At 63.3% G+C, this 18,726-nt stretch carries 20 protein-coding genes; 7 read left to right on the forward strand and 13 right to left on the reverse strand.

Annotation, left to right across the window (positions count from 1 at the left end; all coding sequences use genetic code 11):
- Nucleotides 1–14: 14 nt before the first annotated feature.
- The 8 genes from BMF35_RS11695 to BMF35_RS11730 all read right to left on the reverse strand — a co-directional run bounded on the left by BMF35_RS11695 (nucleotide 15) and on the right by BMF35_RS11730 (nucleotide 6,813).
- A complete protein-coding gene (locus BMF35_RS11695; RefSeq protein WP_047006079.1) occupies nucleotides 15–707 on the reverse strand; it encodes an aspartate/glutamate racemase family protein in 693 nt (230 codons plus the stop codon).
- Between the two features lie 125 nt (nucleotides 708–832).
- Nucleotides 833–1,984 (reverse strand): S8 family serine peptidase, encoded by a 1,152-nt coding sequence (locus tag BMF35_RS11700; RefSeq protein WP_082115641.1) that lies wholly within the window; start codon nucleotides 1,982–1,984, stop codon nucleotides 833–835.
- Between the two features lie 178 nt (nucleotides 1,985–2,162).
- Complete coding sequence (locus BMF35_RS11705; RefSeq protein ID WP_236781525.1) at nucleotides 2,163–3,719, reverse strand: NAD(P)(+) transhydrogenase (Re/Si-specific) subunit beta; 1,557 nt, start codon at nucleotides 3,717–3,719, stop codon at nucleotides 2,163–2,165.
- 2 nt (nucleotides 3,720–3,721) lie between these two features.
- The gene (locus BMF35_RS11710; RefSeq protein WP_047006080.1) at nucleotides 3,722–4,003 is read right to left on the reverse strand and encodes an NAD(P) transhydrogenase subunit alpha part 2; all 282 of its coding nucleotides are present in this window, start codon (nucleotides 4,001–4,003) and stop codon (nucleotides 3,722–3,724) included.
- Between the two features lie 12 nt (nucleotides 4,004–4,015).
- Nucleotides 4,016–4,813, reverse strand: a complete 798-nt coding sequence (locus BMF35_RS11715; protein WP_047006081.1) for a hypothetical protein — start codon at nucleotides 4,811–4,813, stop codon at nucleotides 4,016–4,018.
- A gap of 1 nt (nucleotide 4,814) precedes the next feature.
- Nucleotides 4,815–5,213, reverse strand: coding sequence for a hypothetical protein (locus tag BMF35_RS11720; protein ID WP_047006082.1), 399 nt, complete (start codon nucleotides 5,211–5,213; stop codon nucleotides 4,815–4,817).
- Nucleotides 5,210–5,695 (reverse strand): hypothetical protein, encoded by a 486-nt coding sequence (locus BMF35_RS11725; RefSeq protein ID WP_156172052.1) that lies wholly within the window; start codon nucleotides 5,693–5,695, stop codon nucleotides 5,210–5,212. Before BMF35_RS11725 ends, BMF35_RS11720 begins: the two co-directional genes overlap by 4 nt.
- 5 nt (nucleotides 5,696–5,700) lie before the next feature.
- A complete protein-coding gene (locus BMF35_RS11730; protein WP_047006084.1) occupies nucleotides 5,701–6,813 on the reverse strand; it encodes an NAD(P) transhydrogenase subunit alpha in 1,113 nt (370 codons plus the stop codon).
- 328 nt (nucleotides 6,814–7,141) lie between these two features.
- Here BMF35_RS11730 and BMF35_RS11735 point away from each other — a divergent pair, with 328 nt between their 5' ends.
- Complete coding sequence (locus tag BMF35_RS11735; RefSeq protein ID WP_047006085.1) at nucleotides 7,142–8,563, forward strand: sigma-54-dependent transcriptional regulator; 1,422 nt, start codon at nucleotides 7,142–7,144, stop codon at nucleotides 8,561–8,563.
- 156 nt (nucleotides 8,564–8,719) lie between these two features.
- On the opposite strand, the gene folP is transcribed toward BMF35_RS11735, so the two are convergent.
- The 5 genes from folP to BMF35_RS11760 form a co-directional block, all read right to left on the reverse strand.
- Complete coding sequence (gene folP / locus BMF35_RS11740; RefSeq protein ID WP_047006086.1) at nucleotides 8,720–9,832, reverse strand: dihydropteroate synthase; 1,113 nt, start codon at nucleotides 9,830–9,832, stop codon at nucleotides 8,720–8,722.
- Between the two features lie 136 nt (nucleotides 9,833–9,968).
- Nucleotides 9,969–11,114, reverse strand: coding sequence for a site-specific DNA-methyltransferase (locus BMF35_RS11745; protein ID WP_269466287.1), 1,146 nt, complete (start codon nucleotides 11,112–11,114; stop codon nucleotides 9,969–9,971).
- A gap of 175 nt (nucleotides 11,115–11,289) precedes the next feature.
- Nucleotides 11,290–12,027: a hypothetical protein gene (locus BMF35_RS11750; protein WP_156172053.1), complete on the reverse strand. Its 738-nt coding sequence runs from the start codon at nucleotides 12,025–12,027 to the stop codon at nucleotides 11,290–11,292.
- 57 nt (nucleotides 12,028–12,084) lie between these two features.
- Nucleotides 12,085–12,990, reverse strand: coding sequence for an oxidoreductase (locus tag BMF35_RS11755; protein ID WP_047006088.1), 906 nt, complete (start codon nucleotides 12,988–12,990; stop codon nucleotides 12,085–12,087).
- A gap of 42 nt (nucleotides 12,991–13,032) precedes the next feature.
- Complete coding sequence (locus tag BMF35_RS11760; protein WP_047006089.1) at nucleotides 13,033–13,671, reverse strand: ribonuclease HII; 639 nt, start codon at nucleotides 13,669–13,671, stop codon at nucleotides 13,033–13,035.
- Between BMF35_RS11760 and BMF35_RS11765 the strand changes: the two genes are divergently transcribed.
- From BMF35_RS11765 to BMF35_RS11790, 6 genes are all read left to right on the forward strand, one after another.
- Entirely contained in the window at nucleotides 13,670–14,872 is a 1,203-nt protein-coding gene (locus tag BMF35_RS11765; RefSeq protein WP_047006090.1) for a PQQ-dependent sugar dehydrogenase, read from the forward strand. The two genes, BMF35_RS11760 and BMF35_RS11765, sit on opposite strands and share 2 nt — an antisense overlap.
- A gap of 63 nt (nucleotides 14,873–14,935) precedes the next feature.
- Nucleotides 14,936–15,448: a GNAT family N-acetyltransferase gene (locus BMF35_RS11770; RefSeq protein WP_047006091.1), complete on the forward strand. Its 513-nt coding sequence runs from the start codon at nucleotides 14,936–14,938 to the stop codon at nucleotides 15,446–15,448.
- A 30-nt stretch (nucleotides 15,449–15,478) separates the two neighbouring features.
- On the forward strand, nucleotides 15,479–16,030 hold the full coding sequence (locus BMF35_RS11775) for a DUF1285 domain-containing protein (protein WP_047006092.1): 552 nt from the start codon (nucleotides 15,479–15,481) through the stop codon (nucleotides 16,028–16,030).
- Nucleotides 16,027–16,629 carry a CoA pyrophosphatase gene (locus tag BMF35_RS11780; protein ID WP_047006093.1) on the forward strand — a complete coding sequence of 201 codons (603 nt, stop codon included), beginning with the start codon at nucleotides 16,027–16,029 and terminating at the stop codon, nucleotides 16,627–16,629. The genes BMF35_RS11775 and BMF35_RS11780 overlap by 4 nt, the downstream gene beginning before the upstream one ends.
- A gap of 126 nt (nucleotides 16,630–16,755) precedes the next feature.
- Nucleotides 16,756–17,928, forward strand: coding sequence for a CCA tRNA nucleotidyltransferase (locus BMF35_RS11785; protein ID WP_047006094.1), 1,173 nt, complete (start codon nucleotides 16,756–16,758; stop codon nucleotides 17,926–17,928).
- Between the two features lie 256 nt (nucleotides 17,929–18,184).
- The gene (locus BMF35_RS11790; RefSeq protein ID WP_047006095.1) at nucleotides 18,185–18,721 is read left to right on the forward strand and encodes a hypothetical protein; all 537 of its coding nucleotides are present in this window, start codon (nucleotides 18,185–18,187) and stop codon (nucleotides 18,719–18,721) included.
- Nucleotides 18,722–18,726 lie beyond the last annotated feature (5 nt).

The raw sequence follows: 18,726 nt of genomic DNA on the forward strand, positions 1-18,726 counted from the left end.
CCCGCGCCGCGCGTTTATGTGCCGATCATCCATTTCGCCGCGCATTCGGCATGGATGGCAGTGCAATCGTAGATCGGCAGCACATTGGCGTCGACATCCACTACCTGCTCCAGCTCCGTATTCGCCATGATGACCGCCTGCGCGCCTTCCTTGGAGAAATCGGTGAACATGGAGCGTAGGGCGCGTTCGGCGTCGCGGCTGGCCTTGCCGACCATCAGCTCGTCGAAAATGATATGCTCCAGCGTGTCGACATCCTGCATGCGCGGCGGCAGCAGGTCGATATCGCGCGCCACCAGCCGGCGACGGAAATAGCTTTCCGTCATCACACTGCGCGTGCCGATCAGCGCGGCGGTCTGAATGCCGTCTGCGGCCATCCGGTCGCCCACGCATTCGGCGATGTGGAGGAGCGGCGTTTCTACCATGCCTTCCACTTCGGGATAGATGCGGTGCAGCACGTTCGCGCCGATAATCAGCTTTTCCGCGCCCGCATCGGAAAGCCGCTGCGCCGCTTCTCCAACCATGCGTGTGGTAGCTTCCCAGTCGTATTCGCCATTATCATTGCGGATGCGCGACAGGTCGAGGCTTTCGATCACCATCGGCGCGGTGGCGCGCGGATCGTGATGGCGGCGGATGTAGCGATTGATGCGATCGTAATAGGTGCGGGTCGAAACCCAGCTCATTCCGCCAATCAGGCCCAGCTTGCGCAATTCGGTTCCCCTTTGATGGTGCCGAATGGCAGCCCGATACACTTCGACCCCCGAAACGAGCCTGCAATAGCGCTGGTTCCGGGGGCCGAAGCCTTTTGTTGGTTAACTACCTCTGGCGGGCCCGATCAGCGAACGCCAATCGGGTCGGCATTGCCGTCGGGATCGTTATTGGCAAAGCCGCTGGTGCGGATCGTGCCGCCAGTGGCCAGCAGGATGCCGGCCGCATGCGGCGCAGCCATCGAAGTACCGCTGATGGTGTTGTATCCACCGCTCAGCCAGGTCGAGTTGATCGACACGCCGGGCTCTGCATAATCCACTTCGGCACCGAAGTTGGAGAAGCTGGCGAAGTTGTCGTTCCGGTCCGTCGCGCTGATCGTGTAGACGCGGGTGCCGGTGGCGCTGGCGGGCGACACGTTTGCAGCATCCTGCGACTCGTTACCTGCAGCCAGCACCATGTGCACGCCGCCTGCCGCTGCCGCTTCCACGGCATCGTTCAGCGCCTGGCTGCGACCGCCGCCGAGGCTCATATTGGCGACATCGCCGGGCGAAGCGTTGGCCGCAACATAGTCTACCCCTGCAATGATGCCGGAATAGGAGCCGCTGCCGCGACGGTTGAGCACACGCACGGCCACGACCGGAGCGCCCGCGGCAACGCCGACGACGCCGGTATTGTTGTTGATGGCGGCAACGGTGCCGGCAACGTGCGTGCCATGGCCGTTCTCGTCTTCTGCCCCCTTGCGGCTGCCGGTGAAGTCCGCGCTTCGCGCTACGTCCACGTTCAGATCGGGGTGGTCGAGATCGATACCGCTATCGAGGATCCACGCGCGGCGCGTAAAGCCCGACCCGTCCACGAAGCCGCCCACGCGGTCGATACCCCAGGGCGTTGTCTGGCCGCCGGTGTCGCCACCGCCGCCACCGCCATTACCTCGGCCCGGAGGCGGTGCCAGCGTTACGACCTCATCCTGCACGCAATAGCTGATCCACGGATTTGCGCGCTGCATGTTTTCCACGCCGCGAGCCGAAGCGCGAGTGGCGAAGCCATTGATCGAGTTGCGGTAGGTAAACAGCACGTTCCCGCCATTGGCGTTGGCCGCGCGGTTGGCCGCTGCCACCACCTGGCCGCGGCGGATGACATTGCTGTCGAACACGCAGATATACTGGCCTTCGATAGCACCTTCGCTTTGCGCCGGTGCATTGCCACGTTGCGACAGGGCCGGTCCGCTAATAGCCACAGCGCCAGCCACGCCCGCCAATGCGAGCGCCTTCCAAGTTTTCATCGATCCCTCCATCTGATTGCGACCCTTTCGGGTTGACCGCATCATGGAGCGACTGACATCGCTGTCAATGCAATTTGTCGCGAAAGCCGCGCATTCCACAAGAAAGTTGTCCGCCGTGACGTCACAGCGTCATTAATGTGTCCGGACAAACACTTAGTGGCCGGATTTTGCGGCCGCGTCAGTCCAGCGCCTTTACGATTTCCTCGACCATCTTCTTGGCATCCGACAGCAGCATCATGGTCTGGTCCATGTAGAACACACCGTTATCGACACCGGCATAGCCGACCCCGCCCATCGAGCGCTTGATGAAGAAGACCTGCTTGGCCTTGTCCACATCGAACACGGGCATGCCGTAAATGGGGCTGGACTTGTCCGTTTTGGCAGCAGGGTTTACCACATCGTTTGCGCCGATGATGAAGGCGACATCCGCTTGCGCGAATTCGCTGTTGATGTCCTCCAGCTCGAAGACCTTGTCGTATTCGACGCTCGCTTCTGCCAACAGCACGTTCATATGACCCGGCATACGCCCTGCGACGGGGTGTATGGCGTATTTTACTTCCACGCCCTTTTCTTCCAGCAGGTCTGCCATTTCGCGCAAGGCGTGCTGCGCCTGCGCCACCGCCATGCCGTAGCCGGGGATGATGATGACCTTTTCCGCCTGCTCCAACATAAAGGCAGCATCGGCTGCGCTGCCCTGCTTGTAGGGCCGCTGCTCTTTCGCCTCGCCGCCGCCAGCGCTTGCGTCTGCGCCAAAACCGCCCGCAATCACGCTGATGAAGCTGCGGTTCATCGCGCGGCACATGATGTAGCTGAGGATCGCGCCGGACGAGCCGACCAGCGCGCCGGTGATGATCATCGCGGTATTACCCAGCGTGAAGCCCATCGCCGCCGCGGCCCAGCCCGAATAGCTGTTCAGCATCGAGACCACGACCGGCATGTCCGCCCCGCCGATGGGGATGATCAGCAGGAAGCCGATGGCAAAGGCGAGCACCGTCAGCGCGATGATATAGGGCAGCGTCTCGGCAGGTCCTGTCGCCAGAGCGAACAGTGCGGTCAGCACAATAATCGCCGCCAGCGTGCCAAGATTGATGATGTGCCGCGCAGGCAGCAGGATCGGCGATCCGCTCATCTTGCCGCTCAGCTTCAGGAACGCGATGACCGAGCCGGAGAAGGTGATTGCACCGATGGCGATGCCCAGCCCCATCTCGATCTTGCTGACGGGACTGATGGCGGTGGTATAATCCACCACACGCTCGTCCAAAGTCGTGATGACATCGGGCACAAGCAGGCCGAACGCGCCCGGATTGAGATAGGCCGCCCACCCCACCAGCACGGCGGCAAGGCCGACCAGCGAGTGAAAGCCCGCCACCAGTTCGGGCATGGATGTCATGGCAATACGGCGAGCAATCACGAAGCCAATCAAGCCGCCCAGTCCGATGGCGATGGCGATCTCGACGATATTCGCCAGGTCGTGAGTCACCAGTGTGGTAACAACCGCAATCAGCATCCCCGCCATGCCGAATCGATTCCCACGGCGGCTGGTTGCGGGCGAAGACAGCCCGCGCAGTGCCAAGATGAAGAACACACCCGCGACAAGGTAAGCGAGCGCCACGATCGGATCGACCGCCTGCACCGCTTCCGGCAGCGGCACGGGCGGGCTGTCTGGCGGCAATTCAAGCCCTCCGGTCGGCGGAAGAGGCGGCTCGGGCAGGCTGGCGGCGGCGAAGGAGAACATCCTCACTTGTCCTTCTTCTTGTACATGGCGAGCATCCGCTCTGTGACGGCGAAACCACCGAAGATGTTCACACTTGCCAGCACCACGGCACCCAGCCCCAGCCATTTCGCCACATCGCTACCGGCCTCCGCCGCCGCGATCAGGCCGCCGACAATGATGACGCTGGAAATCGCATTGGTCACGGCCATCAGCGGCGTGTGCAGCGCGGGCGTGACCGACCACACCACGTAATAGCCCACGAAACAGGCCAGCACGAAGATCGAGAGTATGCCGATGAAGTCCATGAAAGCCTCGCTTCAGTAGCCGTAGGTGACGGTCTGGATGACGCTGAAGGCGCGGCGCGGCATGGTCCGGTCGATGCGGATCAGCAGGCCGCTCTCGTCCTCCGAAAGCACGGTGAAGGTCGCGCCCATCATGCTGAGCGACGCGGGAAATTCCTCGCCGCTCACATATTGCCAGCTGCTCAGCCGCTGGTCGCTTTCCGCATTGCCGTACTGGATGCCGAAATTGCGCCGGTTATAGAGCAGCGGGCGGCCCTGGTATTCGATCTCGACCCAGTAATTGTCGCCGACCGCCTCGGGTGAGACGACTTCGTATGCGACAGGCGGCTCCACCGCGCGGCGGTTCTCAGGCAGCCGACTGTTCACGATCGGCAGGCCCTCGATGGGCGAGCGCGCGTTGAAGGCGCTTTCGAAAGAGCCATCCTTGTCGGCATCGACGAGACAGCGCTGGTTGTTGCTGGAGTCGAGGAAAATGCGGTTGAGCGTGCTGATCTCGGCGAGGTTCAATCCGCAATAGACGACCGCGACGGGGCTGTTCACCAGATAGAGAAGGCTGCCATCGGGCAACAGGTCGTCCTCGCCGGTGCCGTGCTGCACATCGCCCAGCAGGCGGGCGGCACCCTCCGGATGGAGAGTTTGCCGCAGCACGCTGTCGCCCGATTCCACCCGCACTGGCTCTGCAGGAGCAGGCGCGGGCTGCACGATCCAGTTGGTATCCAGGCGCAGTGTCGGATCGGGCGTGGAGCACGCGCTTTGCATCGCGCCCAGCGCCACCAGCATGCAAGCCATCCAGATGCGTCGAAATCCAGTCATATCAATCCCTTGTCGCTGTCCAGGGAAGCATGAAACCGCGTCCCTCGCTCCATGTCTGTCCAACCATTACATCACCCTCCAAGCAGGCGCTGGTGTGGTAGGGCCCGCTATTGTCGAAGGTGCGAAACGCCACGCAGCTGCGCCCCTGACCCTCACCCGCCAACCCGTCCGCAATATCGCTGCCGTAGAAGGTTCCGGTGACAGCTCCGTCGCGCGCCACGCGCAATTCCATCGGCTGGGTGTATGGCGCATCCTGAAGGGATGGACGCAAGTCGACCGTCCAGTCCCCCGACAGATCGCGCAGGCCGCTATCGCCGCCGCCTGTTGTTGCGCAGCCGGCCAGCAGTGTCGCAGCGAGAATGGCGGCGCTTTTGCCGGCGGATACTCTGTAGCGTGTCATGATTGGCTTTGCTCTCTATCGGCAGGTTCGCTGGCCATCGCCGCCAGCAGGCGATCCGCAGCCTCATCGGCCTGTTCGATCCGCTCTGCCCGCCGCTCGAGCCCGCGGCGATAGGCCTCCACCGCAGCGTCGGTGAAGCCCATACCCGGCACGGCGCAATCCATTTCATGGAAATTGTCGGCAAAAGTGCGATTGTCCTGGATAATCGTGTCGACATCCAGGGCCAGCATGTCCTCGCCCATAAGTCGCTCGCGGACCTCCTGCTCGCGCACCATCAGCGCGGTCTCCTCGTCCACCAGACTGTCGGGTATGTCGCGCGGGCAGCGGCTGACCATATCGAAAAGAAACGTCGCGGCATGGCGAAATTCGGCGCGCTGTTCGCCATGGTCCAACAAGCGCGCGATCATGTCGTCTTCGTTGTCCGGCGCATCCGCCGCGGGCTGCGTGCATCCGGCCAGCAGGGCGGCGGACAAAGGCAGCAAGCGCTTCAACCGGCCAGTCTCGGATTCACGACCTTGCCACCCTGCGTCAGCCGAATAGCATCGCCGATCTCTTCATCGAGCACCGGCCTGCCTGTTTCGGTATCCCAGAAGGCATTGAGGAAGTTGAACAAATTGCGGCTGAATAACGCGCTAGCATCGGCGGCAAGATGGCTGGGCGTGTTGGAATAGCCCATGATGTGAACGCCGTGCTTCTCGACCACCTTGTCCGCCACGCTGCCTTCCACATTGCCGCCTTGCGCAACGGCAAGGTCGAAGATCACGCTGCCCGGCTTCATCGTGGCGATCTGCGCGTCGGAAACGAGACGCGGCGCGGCCCGGCCCGGGATCAGCGCGGTGGTGATTACGATATCCTGCTTGGCGATATGGCTGGAGACCAGCTCCGCCTGCGCGGCTTTCTGCTCGCCGGTCAATTCGGCGGCATATCCGCCTTCGCCCGATGCGGTCAGCCCCTCTGCAAACACGGCCTTGCCGCCGAGGCTGGCGATCTGCTCCGCCGTTTCGGGTCGCACATCGGTGGCGGAAACCTGCGCGCCCAGCCGCTTGGCCGTCGCAATCGCCTGCAATCCTGCAACGCCCACGCCCATGACGAACACCCTGGCCGCCGAGACCGTGCCCGCCGCCGTCATCATCATCGGGAAGGCGCGGCCATACTGGTCCGCCGCCGCCAGCACCGCCTTGTATCCGGCGAGGTTGGACTGGCTGGAAAGCACGTCCATGCTCTGCGCGCGGGTGATGCGCGGCATGAATTCCATCGCCAAGGCTTCCAAGCCGGCCTTGGCGTAGTCATCCACCCGCTGGCGCTGGCCGAACGGATTGAAAGTCGCTGCCACCCATGCGCCGGGTTTCGCGCCCTTTAACAAGGCGAGGTCGGGCGCCTGCACGCCCATCACGATATCGGCATCGGCGACGGTCTTGGCCGCAGAGCCGATCTCGGCACCTGCCTCGACGTAGGCGCTGTCAGGGATGGATGCGGTCTCGCCCGCGCCTTGCTCGATGAAAACCTGTGCGCCCAGAGCGCCAAGCTTTTTCACCGTTTCCGGCGTTGCCGCGACGCGCGCCTCGTTACCGGCGCGCTCTTTCAGGACCGCTATTTTCATCCCCCCGCCGTTTTCCTCAGGCGATCAGCAGGATGACGATGAAGGCGATCACGCTGATCAACGGAACGGTCCATTTCAGCGTGCCGATGAAGCTGTCGTAGAAACGGTTCGAAGTCTTCATGTCGTGCGGGTTTGCCATCGGGTCGGTTTGCCTTTGCTTGGTGCGATTGCGGTTTCACCTGCTGTCCTATCCCCGCTTCTTCCATGGCTCAAGAGGCACAATCCTTTCCCGATTGCCTTAATCGGCTCTTTACCCCGTCCTGTTACCGCCGCTGTTCCACCACCGGACATCCCTCAAAGGGGGCCGGCACCCAGGGGTAGCGTATCTATGGTTGAGGCCGAGCAGCGCCTTTTGATGCTTGTCGATAGCGACCCGGCGCAATGCCGGCTCGTCGGCGCGCTGGCGGGCCGCGAGGGCTGGCGCACCATCACCGTCGACGACAGCGAAAAGGCGATTGCCACGCTCGGTACGCGCGAAGGCATGCAGCTTTCCGCCATCATCCTCGACCAAGCGGTGCCGGGCGACCAGGCGGTGGACCTGATTGCCGAGTTGAAAGACCGTCGCCCCGCCTTGCCGATCCTGATGCTGACCGGCAATACCAGCCCGCAACTGGCCGTGGAGGCTATGCGCGCAGGGGCGACCGATTATCTCGTCAAACCCGTCGCTCCTGACCGGCTGATGCAGGCGCTGCGCAATGCGACCACGCGCGAAAGCCCGCGTGACGAGCTGATGCCGATGTCGGAAAAGATGCCCGCGCAGCTCGATTTCGATACGATGGTGGGCAACGCCCCGCCCTTCCGCGATGCGCTGGCCAAGGCAGCGAAGGCGGCACGCGGTCACGGGCATGTGCTGATCGAGGGCGAAAGCGGCACGGGCAAGGAAATGCTCGTGCGCGCCATGCACGCCGCCAGCCCGCGCGCGAAGACGGCTTTTCGCATGATGAACATTGCCGGCATTTCCGCCAGCAGTCTCGACTCCGCGCTATTCGGGCACGAGAAAGGCGCTTTCCCCGGCGCGTTCGACCAACAGGTGGGCGCGTTCCAGCATTGCGATGGCGGCACGCTGGTGCTGGACGAGGTCGACCGCCTGCCGCTCGATGTGCAAGACAGGCTGGCCGATGTGCTCACCACCGGACGGGTCAAACCACTGGGTGCGCAATACGGCTTCAAGGTGGATGTGCGCGTCATCGCGGCATCCAACCGGCCGCTGAAGGATATGGTGGCGACCGGGCATTTCCGCGCCGAATTGCTGGAGGCTGTTTCCGCCACGTGTATTACACTGCCGCCCTTGCGCGATCGCAACCGCGATATCGGCGCGCTGACCCGCTATTTCCTCTATCAGATCGGCCAGCAGCCGGGCCTGCGCCCGCTCGGCGTCAATTCCGACGCACTACGCCTGCTCGGCGGTTTCGACTGGCCAGGCAATGTGCGCCAGCTGCAAGCCGTGCTGTTCCGCGCCGCCGTGTTCTGCGAAGGCGATGCGCTGACGGCAGACGACTTCCCGCATCTGCGCGAAATCGTGGGCGAGACGGAGCCGACCAAGAACGGCCCCATCCGCGAAAGCGCGGGCGTGATGCTTTACACGCCCGACGGCAATCTGCGTCCGCTGGAAGAGATCGAGGCCGATGTCATTCGCCTTGCCATAGGGCACTATCGCGGCCGCATGACCGAAGTTGCCCGCAGGCTGGGAATCGGCCGCAGCACGCTCTATCGCAAGCTGAGCGACCTGGGGATCGATAACGCTGCGTAACCTGTTCGGCCCTCAAGCCCTGGGAGCGCGCATCCGCGCGCTTGGCTCCTCGCAAAAGCTCGGGCGCCCGTTCGGCCTTGCCTCGCCTGCGGCTCGATAAATTGTGACCAGTCCGTTCGTCCTGAGCTTGTCGAAGCGCGAAAACAGTCTAGCGCCCTAGCCCGGCAGTCCCGCAAAATCCGTCAGCGCTGCATCCCTCAGCCCGCGCCACACATTGCGTGCCTGCACCGTCTCGGCGACATCATGCACGCGCAGCAATTGCACACCTGCATTCATGCCGAGCATGGCCAGCGCCAGCGATCCGCCCAGCCGCTCATGCGCGCCCGCTTCGTTCGACAGCGCGCCAATCATGCGCTTGCGGCTTGCGCCCAGCAGCAGCGGCTGGCCGAGCGCGTGGAAGAGCGGCAGATTGTTGAGCAGCGCCAGATTGTCGGCTAGCGACTTGCCGAAGCCTATGCCGGGATCGAGCACGATTCTCTCCCGCGCAATGCCCGCGTCGATAGCGCGGTCGCGCGCGTCTTTCAGGAAGTCGAACACGTCGAACACGACATTGGTGTAGTCCGGGTCGGCATGCAAATCCTCCCCGCTGCCGGGCGCGTGCATCAGCACCACCGGCGCGCCGGAAGATACGGCGAACTCCAGGCTGCGCGGATCGTAGCGCAATGCGGAGACATCGTTGATGATATGCGCGCCCGCCTCCAATGCGGCTTCCATCACCGCCGGGCGGCGCGTGTCTATGCTGACCGCTGCGCCCATGCTTACGCAATGTTCGACGGCAGGCTGGATACGCTTGATTTCCTCGCCTTCCCAGATCGGCTTTGCGCCGGGCCGCGTACTCTCCCCGCCGATGTCGATGATCGCCGCGCCTGCCTCATGCATTTTCGCCGCCTGTTCACGCATGGCTTCGGGATCGTCCATGAACGCGCCGCCATCGCTGAAGCTGTCTGGCGTGACGTTTAGAATGCCAACGACCTGCGGCTGATCGAGCCGCACGGTGCGTCCGCCAAGTTCCATCGCGGGATGCGCCATGCGCAGGTTGGACCACTGCAATTCGCCTTCGCGCGCCGCATCATCTGGCAGTTTGGCGAGTACATCGTCCACCGTGTCGGAGAAGGCCATCATCCGCTCCACCACGGCGCCATCGCGCCGCAAGATCACGGCGAACTCGCGCGCATAGACCATGCCGCCCGCCAGCCGGATCGCGCCGCCCTCCACCAACTGCGGACCGGGGACGAGGCTGAGGGGCTGGATGTAGATTTGCTGGGTCATCGCTGAGGGGCCTTATGTATGATGGCTCGTGCTGCCAAACCCTATTCGTCATCCCGGCCCCCGAGCCGGGATCGGGCTTAGTTTTTGCCCAAGGCAAGCCTAACCCCGGATCAAGTCCGGGGTGACGATCAAGGAATCAATCCTCGCTCGCCAGCAGGTACAGTCCACGCGCCGCATCAATCGGCTTCACTTCGCCGCCGCTTTCGTAATGCCAGAAGGTCCAGCCATTGCAGCTGGGCGCATCCTGCAAGGTCTTGCCCACCTGGTGGATCGACCCGCTGAGCGCCCCGCATTCCACCGACCCATCGGCGCGCACGGTCGCTTTCCAGCGGCGCTTCTTGTCGAAAATTTCCATGCCCGGCTTCAGCAGCCCTGCTTCGACCACCGCGCCGAAGGCCACGCGGGGCTGGGTTTTGCGGCTCTGCATCGTGGTGAGCGCGCTTTCATCGAGCGGCAATTCCTTCTCGATGCGCGCGGTCGCGACCTTGCGGTAATCCGCCTCGCGTTCGCAGCCGATCCATTCGCGGCCAAGCCGCTTGGCAATCGCGCCGGTGGTGCCGGTGCCGAAGAACGGGTCGAGCACGATGTCGCCCTTCTCCGTGGTCGCCAGCAGCACACGGTAGAGCAACGCTTCGGGCTTTTGCGTGGGATGCGCCTTGTGGCCGGCATCGTCTTTGAGGCGTTCGCCGCCGCTGCAGATCGGGAAGGTCCAGTCGCTGCGCATCTGGATTTCATCGTTCAGCGTTTTCATCGCGCGGTAGTTGAAGTGATAGCGGCTCTTCTCGCCCTGGCTTGCCCAGATCAGCGTTTCATGCGCATTGGTGAAGCGGGTGCCGCGAAAATTTGGCATGGGATTGGTCTTGCGCCAGACGATGTCGTTCAAAATCCAAAAGCCCAAATCCTGCAGGATCGCGCCGACGCGGTAGATATTGTGGTAGCTGCCGATCACCCACAGCGCGCCATCAGGCTTGAGAACGCGCTGACACTCTGCGAGCCAAGCCCTTGTAAACGCATCGTAGGAGCCAAAGCTGTCGAAGCGGTCCCACTCGTCGGTCACGGCATCGACATGGCTGCCATCGGGCCGGTTGAGATCGCCACCCAGCTGGAGATTATAGGGCGGATCGGCAAAGACGAGATCGATGCTGGCGTCGGGCAGGGAGCGCATTGCGGCGATGCAATCCCCGTCCAGGATCTGCCGTAAAGGCAAGTCGGCCTTGTCGACCGGTACCGGCTTCTTGGTTCGTATGCGCGGCGCAGTGCGCAGTTTCGTCATCTCGCCCATGGACAGCTTTTCCCTCACTTATCCACAGGGGTATGAGTCCTGCGGAGTCCATGGGTCAAGCGACAAATGTGTCGCAGCGCGGTTTTGCTGAAGCGGAACGAAAAGAGTCCGGCACAACATGTTGAGCCTTTGGGCCTTTACGGGACTCGACATGATGGGGTGTGGCTCGATGGACTCACCTGCTCCTGATTGCTTCCCGATTTTCCAGCAACGCTTCTGCATGCGGCCAGCCTAATGCTTTGCCGAACATTGCCAAATGCCGCTCATAAACATCATCGCCAAGGGAAATGGCAGCGAAGGTGTTGGCCATGGCCAGCACGTTTCGCCTCACATCGTCGAGTGCTTTCCCAAATACGGTGACATCCATCTCGCCGGTTTGCATGCTGCGATCGGTATAATCCTTCGCCGCGCTCAATTCCTCCTGAAATTCTGCAAGATGCTTCTCCGCAGAAGGTACTAAGTTCGCAGGATAAGCGCCGGGATGCACAGGCAAATCAAGGACAAAGCTGCTGCGCTCATCCGCGGCAAGCAGCATGGTGTTCCATGGCTGTGCGGGATAGTATTCGCAATTCACCATCAGCAGCTGACCGAATTGTCCGTGCCATAACGTCCAAGGAAGCATGGCATACGGCGCGACAGTGGTACCTTTGGGGAGTTGGCCATTTATGCGCTCGACGAAGCTCGTCTGCTGCGCAAGAGCCGCATCGTGACGCGCCTGCACCAAGTCCTGCGTCGGCATCATGTTGTCCATGTCATCCGGAGAACGACCGATCGCACGAAGGAAATTACCCGCCTCGCCATCCCATACAGCTTTTGGAATGATGCGACTTACTCCATCGTCGTCAGGACCCGGGTGAGGGGGAATGACTGGTGAAACGGATTTTTTCTTCCCGAAAACGGCGCGGCGTTGCATGGCAGCTCCTTGCGTGGATAACGTCTTGCGGTGTCGCGCAGATTTGCTGCCATCTGGTTAAATCGGGAAATCTATCCCTGTCAGTAACTCGGACCGCTCCCAAAGGTGTGAAGCGGCAGGCTTCTCGCTGGCGCGGCCGGCGATGACGGCGCGGCCCGATGTCTTGCCGCGCATTTCGCCAAGGCCGTAGGGGCCGTAATAGTCGCCGCCTTCCGCCTCAGGATCGGTCGCGGCCTGCAAGGCGGGCAATGCGCCCTGTTCCGAGGTATTCAGCACCACGCCCATCACCGGTTGCAGCAATGCGCCGCCTTTCATGTGCCGCATCAGGTCCGATGCGGCGATACCCGGGTGGCAGGCGATGCTGGTTACCGGCACATCCGCCGCGCGGCAGCGGTGATGCAGTTCCAGCGCGAACATCAGATTCGCCAGCTTGCTCTGCTGGTAAAAACGCCAGCGGTCGTAGCCCTTGGCCGCGTCAAGGTTGGTCAGGTCGATCTGCCCCTTGCGATGCGCCAGGCTGGACTGGGTCACGACCCGTGCGCCGCCATCGGCTTTCAACTTGTCGAACAGCAGGGCAGTGAAGGCGAAATGACCGAGATGGTTGACGGCAAACTGGCTTTCCGTGCCGCCCGTCGCATGGTCCAGCGGCGGACGCATGATTCCCGCATTGTTGACGAGGATGTCGATCCGCTCTTCCTTCGCCGCCGTCTCCGCTGCTTCGCGCACGCTGGCGATATTGGCGAGGTCGAGATGCAGCGTGTCGACCTCCAGCCGCTCCGGGCCCGACTTCATCTCATTGGCTGCTTCGGCCGCCTTATCGCCATCGCGGCAGGCGAGGATGACGCGGGCACCCTTGCGCGCCAGATGGCGGGCGATCTCGTAACCGATGCCGGTATTGGCGCCGGTGACGATAGCGGTCTTGCCGCCTTGTTCGGGAATGTCGGCAAAGGAAAATTCGCGCATGATGGCTCCGCTGGTTTCGACTTTGCCTTCTCAATGCGCCGATCAGACCGGCAGTTCCATCTGGCTGACAGGCGCGAAGCTGCGACGATGGAGCGGCGTGGGGCCGTGGAGGCGCAGCGCTTCCATATGCGTCTTGGAGCCATAGCCCTTATTGCTATCCCAGCCATACTCTGGATGGTCTGCCGATGCTGCCACCATCAGCCGGTCGCGATATTCCTTGGCGAGGATGCTGGCCGCGCCGATGGCCGCCTCCTTTCCGTCACCACCCACGATGGCGCGGGCCGACCAACGCCAGCGGTCGCAGCGGCCCTCGGGCGTCAGATTACCGTCTATCAACGTGTGCAGGCGATCCTCGCCCAGCGCAGCGCATAGACCTTCCATGGCAAGACTCATCGCCAACATGGTCGCGGCGAGGATGTTGAGCCTGTCGATTGTCTCGACATCGACCACGCCGATCCTGAAGGCGCAGGTTTCGCGGATCGTCGCCTCCAGCGATGCGCGGCGCTTGGCGGAGAGTTTCTTGCTGTCGCCCAGCCCATCGGGCGCGGGGTTGCACAGCACCACCGCAGCGGCCACAACGGGCCCAGCCAGCGGGCCCCGCCCCGCTTCGTCCACACCGGCCACGAAAGGCCCATCGCCCAACGTGGCACAAAATTCGGGGAAAGGCGTTCCAGACAACATGCAAAAACTCATCCTGTCCGCCAGCATATTGCCGGCCCTCGCCCTCGCAAGCTGTAACGCCGCCGCAACCGGGGATAGCGCACCCACCGCCAGTACGACCGGAGAGATGGTTTCGGGCGAGATGGTGGAGCTGCAAGGCACCTCGCCCTTCGCGGCGGAAAGTTTTGCCGAGTTGGACCGGCCTTGGGCGTTGGATTTCGAGCCGGGTACGGGCCGTGTCTTCATCACCGAAAAGGGCGGCACGCTGAAGGTGATGCATCCCGGCACCGGGGTGATCGGCACGGTCACGGGCGAAATTCCCAGCGTCGTCGATGAACGGCAGGGCGGCCTGGGCGATATCGTGTTCGGCCCGAACTACGCCGATGACGGCCATGTCTATCTCAGCTGGGCACAGGATGCGGGCGGCGGCATGACCGTTGCCGCAGTGGGCCGCGGCGTCATGTCCTGCAGCGACGATGCTGCCTGCACGCTCAGCGATTTCAGCGAGATCTGGCGCCAGAGCCGCCCGGCAGAACGCAAGGGCCATTATTCGCATCGCATCGTGTTCTCGCCCGATGGCCAGCACATGTATGTCGCATCGGGCGACCGGCAGGAGCAGGATCCGGCACAGAATCTCGATAACAATCTCGGCACCATTGTACGCCTCAATCTCGACGGAACGCCTGCCGCAGGCAATCCGCTGGCAGGCCAAGGCAGCCCGCGCGACCAGTATTGGAGCTGGGGCCACCGCAACATCCTGGGCATGGCCTTCGCGCCCGATGGGGAGCTGTGGGAAGTCGAGCACGGACCAGCCGGTGGCGACGAGCTCAACCGCGTGATGCGCGGCGCCAATTACGGCTGGCCTACCCGCTCCTACGGCGAGAATTACAATGGTGATCCGATCCCGGACCATTCGGCGGACGATGGCTTTGCCCAGCCCGCCATATGGTGGACCCCGGTTATCGCGCCGGGCGGCATGATCATTTACGATGGCAGCATGTTTGCCGACTGGCGCGGGCAGGCGCTGATTGCCAATCTGCGCACGACCTCCATCAGCCGCGTGACTTTAAACGCCTCGGCCAACTCGGCCAACGAGGCGTCGCGTTACGAATTTCCCGAGCGCCTGCGCGATATTGCACAGGCACCGGATGGGGCGATCTGGGTGATCGAGGACGGCGAAGGCGGCCGTCTGATGCGCCTGACGCCTGGAAGTTCGGACTGACGCCTTTACATTCCTGAGATTGCATTTGCCACCATTGCCGCGTCGCCCTATCGGCGCGCGGCAATGGATGATGCTGCAACCCTGATCCCGCTCACCGAAGTGCACCCCGACATGATCGAGGCGGTGCTCGACCGTGCTTTCGGACCGGATCGCACCAGCCGCACGGCCTACAAGGTGCGTGAAGGTACGGACTGGCTGCCCGCGCTCAGTTTCGCTGCAGTGGACGACGCGCAAATGCTGGTCGGCACGATACAGGTCTGGCCGGTTGCCCTGACCGATAGCGACGACAGGCGGCATCCGATGCTAATGGTCGGTCCCGTCGCGGTGGTGCCCGAGCGGCAGGGCGAAGGCTTCGGCATGGCGCTGATGGCGGCAATGACACAGGCACTCGATCCGCAGGCCCCGCTGCCGCAAGTAATGGTCGGCGATCCCGAATATTATGGTCGTTTCGGCTTCCACGCCGCGCCAACGCAGCGGTGGGAAATGCCCGGACCGTTCGAACGGCACCGCCTTCTCGTGCGGGCGGCCAATCCGGGCGTTTTGCCGGATCGCGGAACGCTCGGCCCTTGGAAGTGAGCGTCCAAGCTGCCATCTGAGGTGGCAGCAATGGTCTACACCCCTCCCCCAGAACTTGCCGGACTGTCCCTTGCCGAAATCGCGCAGGCCGTCGGTTCGCGCGGCCTGCCCCCGGTCGACCAGTGGAAGCCCGAAGCAACGAGCGACAGCCGCATGCGCATCGCAGCCGATGGCACCTGGTATCACGACGGCAGTCCTGTCGCGCGGCCGGCGATGGTGCGCGCCTTTGCCAGCCTGCTGTGGCGCGATCCGGCAGATGGGCAGCACTATCTCGTTACCCCGCATTACCGGCAGACTATCGAAGTCGAAGACGCGGCGTTTCGCGCGGTCGATATGCAGGTGAAAGACGGCGCCCTGGCCTTCCGCCTCAATACGGACGAACTGGTGATTGCCGGGCCGGACCACCCGCTGCGGGCAGAAGGCGATGCGGAAGCACCGGCCATCTATCTGCATGTCCGGCATGGCTGCGAAGCGCGGCTGGACCGCTCGACCTGGCTGCAACTCGCCGAGCACGCGCTTGCGGGCGGCGATGACCTCGCCGTGCACAGCCAGGGCGCAGCCTTCTCCCTCGTGCCGCGATGAGCGCCCTGTTCGACGCACTGCGCGCGCAATTCGATGCGACCGGCCATGTCGGCTATCGCGGTCTGCGCGACGATAGCGATTTCGCTCGCCAACCGATCCGCGAGGCAGCGGTCCTCATCCCCATCACCGACCGCGCGCAGCCCGGCGTATTGCTGACGCAGCGCCCGGAGACCATGGCCAAGCACCCGGGCCAGATCGCCTTTCCCGGCGGCAAGTGGGAGGACGGCGAGGATGCCGTCGCCGCCGCCCTGCGCGAGGCAGAGGAGGAGCTGGCCATCCCGCCGTCCGAAGTCCGCATCGTCGGCGCGGCGCAGAGCTTCGTGACCGGCACCGGCTTCAACCTCACACCCGTGCTGGGCGTCGTGCGGCACGACCTGCCGATCACGCCCGACCCGCGCGAGGTCGATGGCTGGTTCGAGGCTCCGCTATCGCACGTGCTGGACCGCGCCAATCACAAGGAGAAGATCGGCATCTTCCTCGGCAATGAGCGGCCCTATATCGAGATCGACTGGCAAGGCTGGCGTATCTGGGGGATTACGGCGGGGATATTGGCGCATCTGTCCTACCGGCTGGATTGGAAAGACTTGGTGACACCTTAATTTTCCGTTCGTCCTGAGCTTGTCGGAGTCGAAGACGGGCATTGCCCAACGGCTGCTTTTTCTTCTAGCCCTGCGCTCGAAGTGAAGTGCAACCCTTCGACAAGCTCAGGGTGAGCGGAAGAGAGAATGGCGAGTTCCCTGCCAACAAACAACTGGACCGACCGCCCAGACCTCGCGCTGATCATCCGCGCGCTGGGCGCGGACCAGATGCGCTGGGTCGGCGGCGCGGTGCGCGATACGCTGCTGGGCGTGGCGGTGAAGGATATCGATGCCGCTACCACGCTGCGCCCGCCCGCGGTGATGGACGCGCTGGGCGAGGCCGGGATCAAAGCCCTGCCGACCGGTATCGATCACGGCACGGTCACTGCCGTCCTGCCCGCCGGTCCGGTGGAAATCACAACGCTGCGCAAGGATGTCGCCACCGATGGCAGGCGCGCCACCGTCGCCTTTGCCGATGATTGGCAGGACGATGCCGCCCGCCGCGATTTCACCATCAACGCGCTCTACGTCCATCCCGAGACGCTCGAGATCAGCGACTATTTCGGCGGGCTGGACGACCTGCACGCGGGCCGTGTGCGCTTCATCGGCGATGCCCGCCAGCGCATCCGCGAGGATCATCTGCGCATCCTGCGCTACTACCGCTTCCAGGCGCGCTTCGGATCTGAACTCGATGCCGAGGCAGAGCGCGCCTGCGCCGAGCTGGCCCCCATGCTCAAGGGTCTCAGCCGAGAGCGCGTCGCCATGGAATTGCTGGCCATCCTCGCTTTGCCGCACCCACACGATGCGCTGGTGCGCATGCATGAGGCCGGCGTACTCGATGTCATCCTGCCCGAGGCCGGAGAGCGCGGTCTGGAAAGCCACGCGATGCTGATCGCGACGGAGAACCGGCAGGGCGTCGCGCCCGCGCCGCTGCGACGCCTCGCCGCGCTTTTGCCGGGCGATCCGAAAACCGCCGGACAGGTCGCCGCGCGGTTGCGCCTGTCCAACAATCAGAGAAAGCATCTGGAACGTCTCGCCAAGGGCGGCGGCGCGCCCGATGGCAGCCCTGCCCTGGTCTATCACGAAGGCGCGGCGGTCGCGCAGGATCTGCTATTGCTGAACAACGCCTCCATCGCCGACATTGCCGATTTCGATCCTCCGGCTTTTCCTTTGAAAGGCGGCGAGATTGTCGCGCGCGGTGTGCAAGCAGGCCCGGAAGTCGCGCGCATCCTGCAGGCCGTAGAGCGACGCTGGATTGCGGAAGGCTTCCCCGAAAGCGGGCGGGTACAGCGCTTGCTCGATGACGAATTGCGCCGCTAACCGCCTGATTTTGTGCACGTGCAGCAATTTTTTCCGCAAAGAGCCTTGAAATTATCTGCAAGCGTGGTGCAGGTAACGTTCAGAAGGCTTTGCCTATAAGCTTTCGGTGACGGGATGGCGCAAGTTTGCGCCTGTAGTGTCTGCCTCTCCGGCTTGCCACCCGCCTACAAACTCTCCGAATTTCACTTCGGGTCGGACGAATACAACTCCCGGTGACCGCACCATGCCGCGGCCCGGATGGAAGGGAACTATTTTCATGAAGCGTTTCGCTCTTATTGCCGCTGCCGGTGCAGCTTTCGCCGCCACGCCTGCTATGGCGCAGGATGCCGGCACCACCATCATGGGCAATGACGATGCCGCCATCGGCACGGTCATCTCCAACGATGGCACCACTGTAGTGGTCGACACCGGCGCCTACGAAGCTCCGCTGCCTGCCGAACTGATCGCCAACACCGATGGCGTGTATTCGGTCAACGCCACGAAGGCGCAGATCGACGGCATGATGGCCGCGCGCGTCGAAGAGCAGCAGGCTGCCGCCGCCGCTCAGGCACAGGCCGAAGCCGAAGCCGCTGCCGCGCTGGATGCCGCTCTGGTTCTGGGCGCACCGGTGATCACCAATGACGCGCAGGCGCTGGGCACGATCGACGAGTTTGCCGGTGGCAACGTGGTGGTGAAGACCGCCGACGACACGCTCATCACCCTGCCGCGCGACTTCTTCGCACTGGACGACAACGGCACGCTGATGGCGCTGGCCGACCTTGAGACGATCATGAACGCCGTGAACGGCGGCTAATCGCC

This window comes from Aurantiacibacter gangjinensis (assembly GCF_001886695.1).
GTDB lineage: Bacteria > Pseudomonadota > Alphaproteobacteria > Sphingomonadales > Sphingomonadaceae > Alteraurantiacibacter > Alteraurantiacibacter gangjinensis.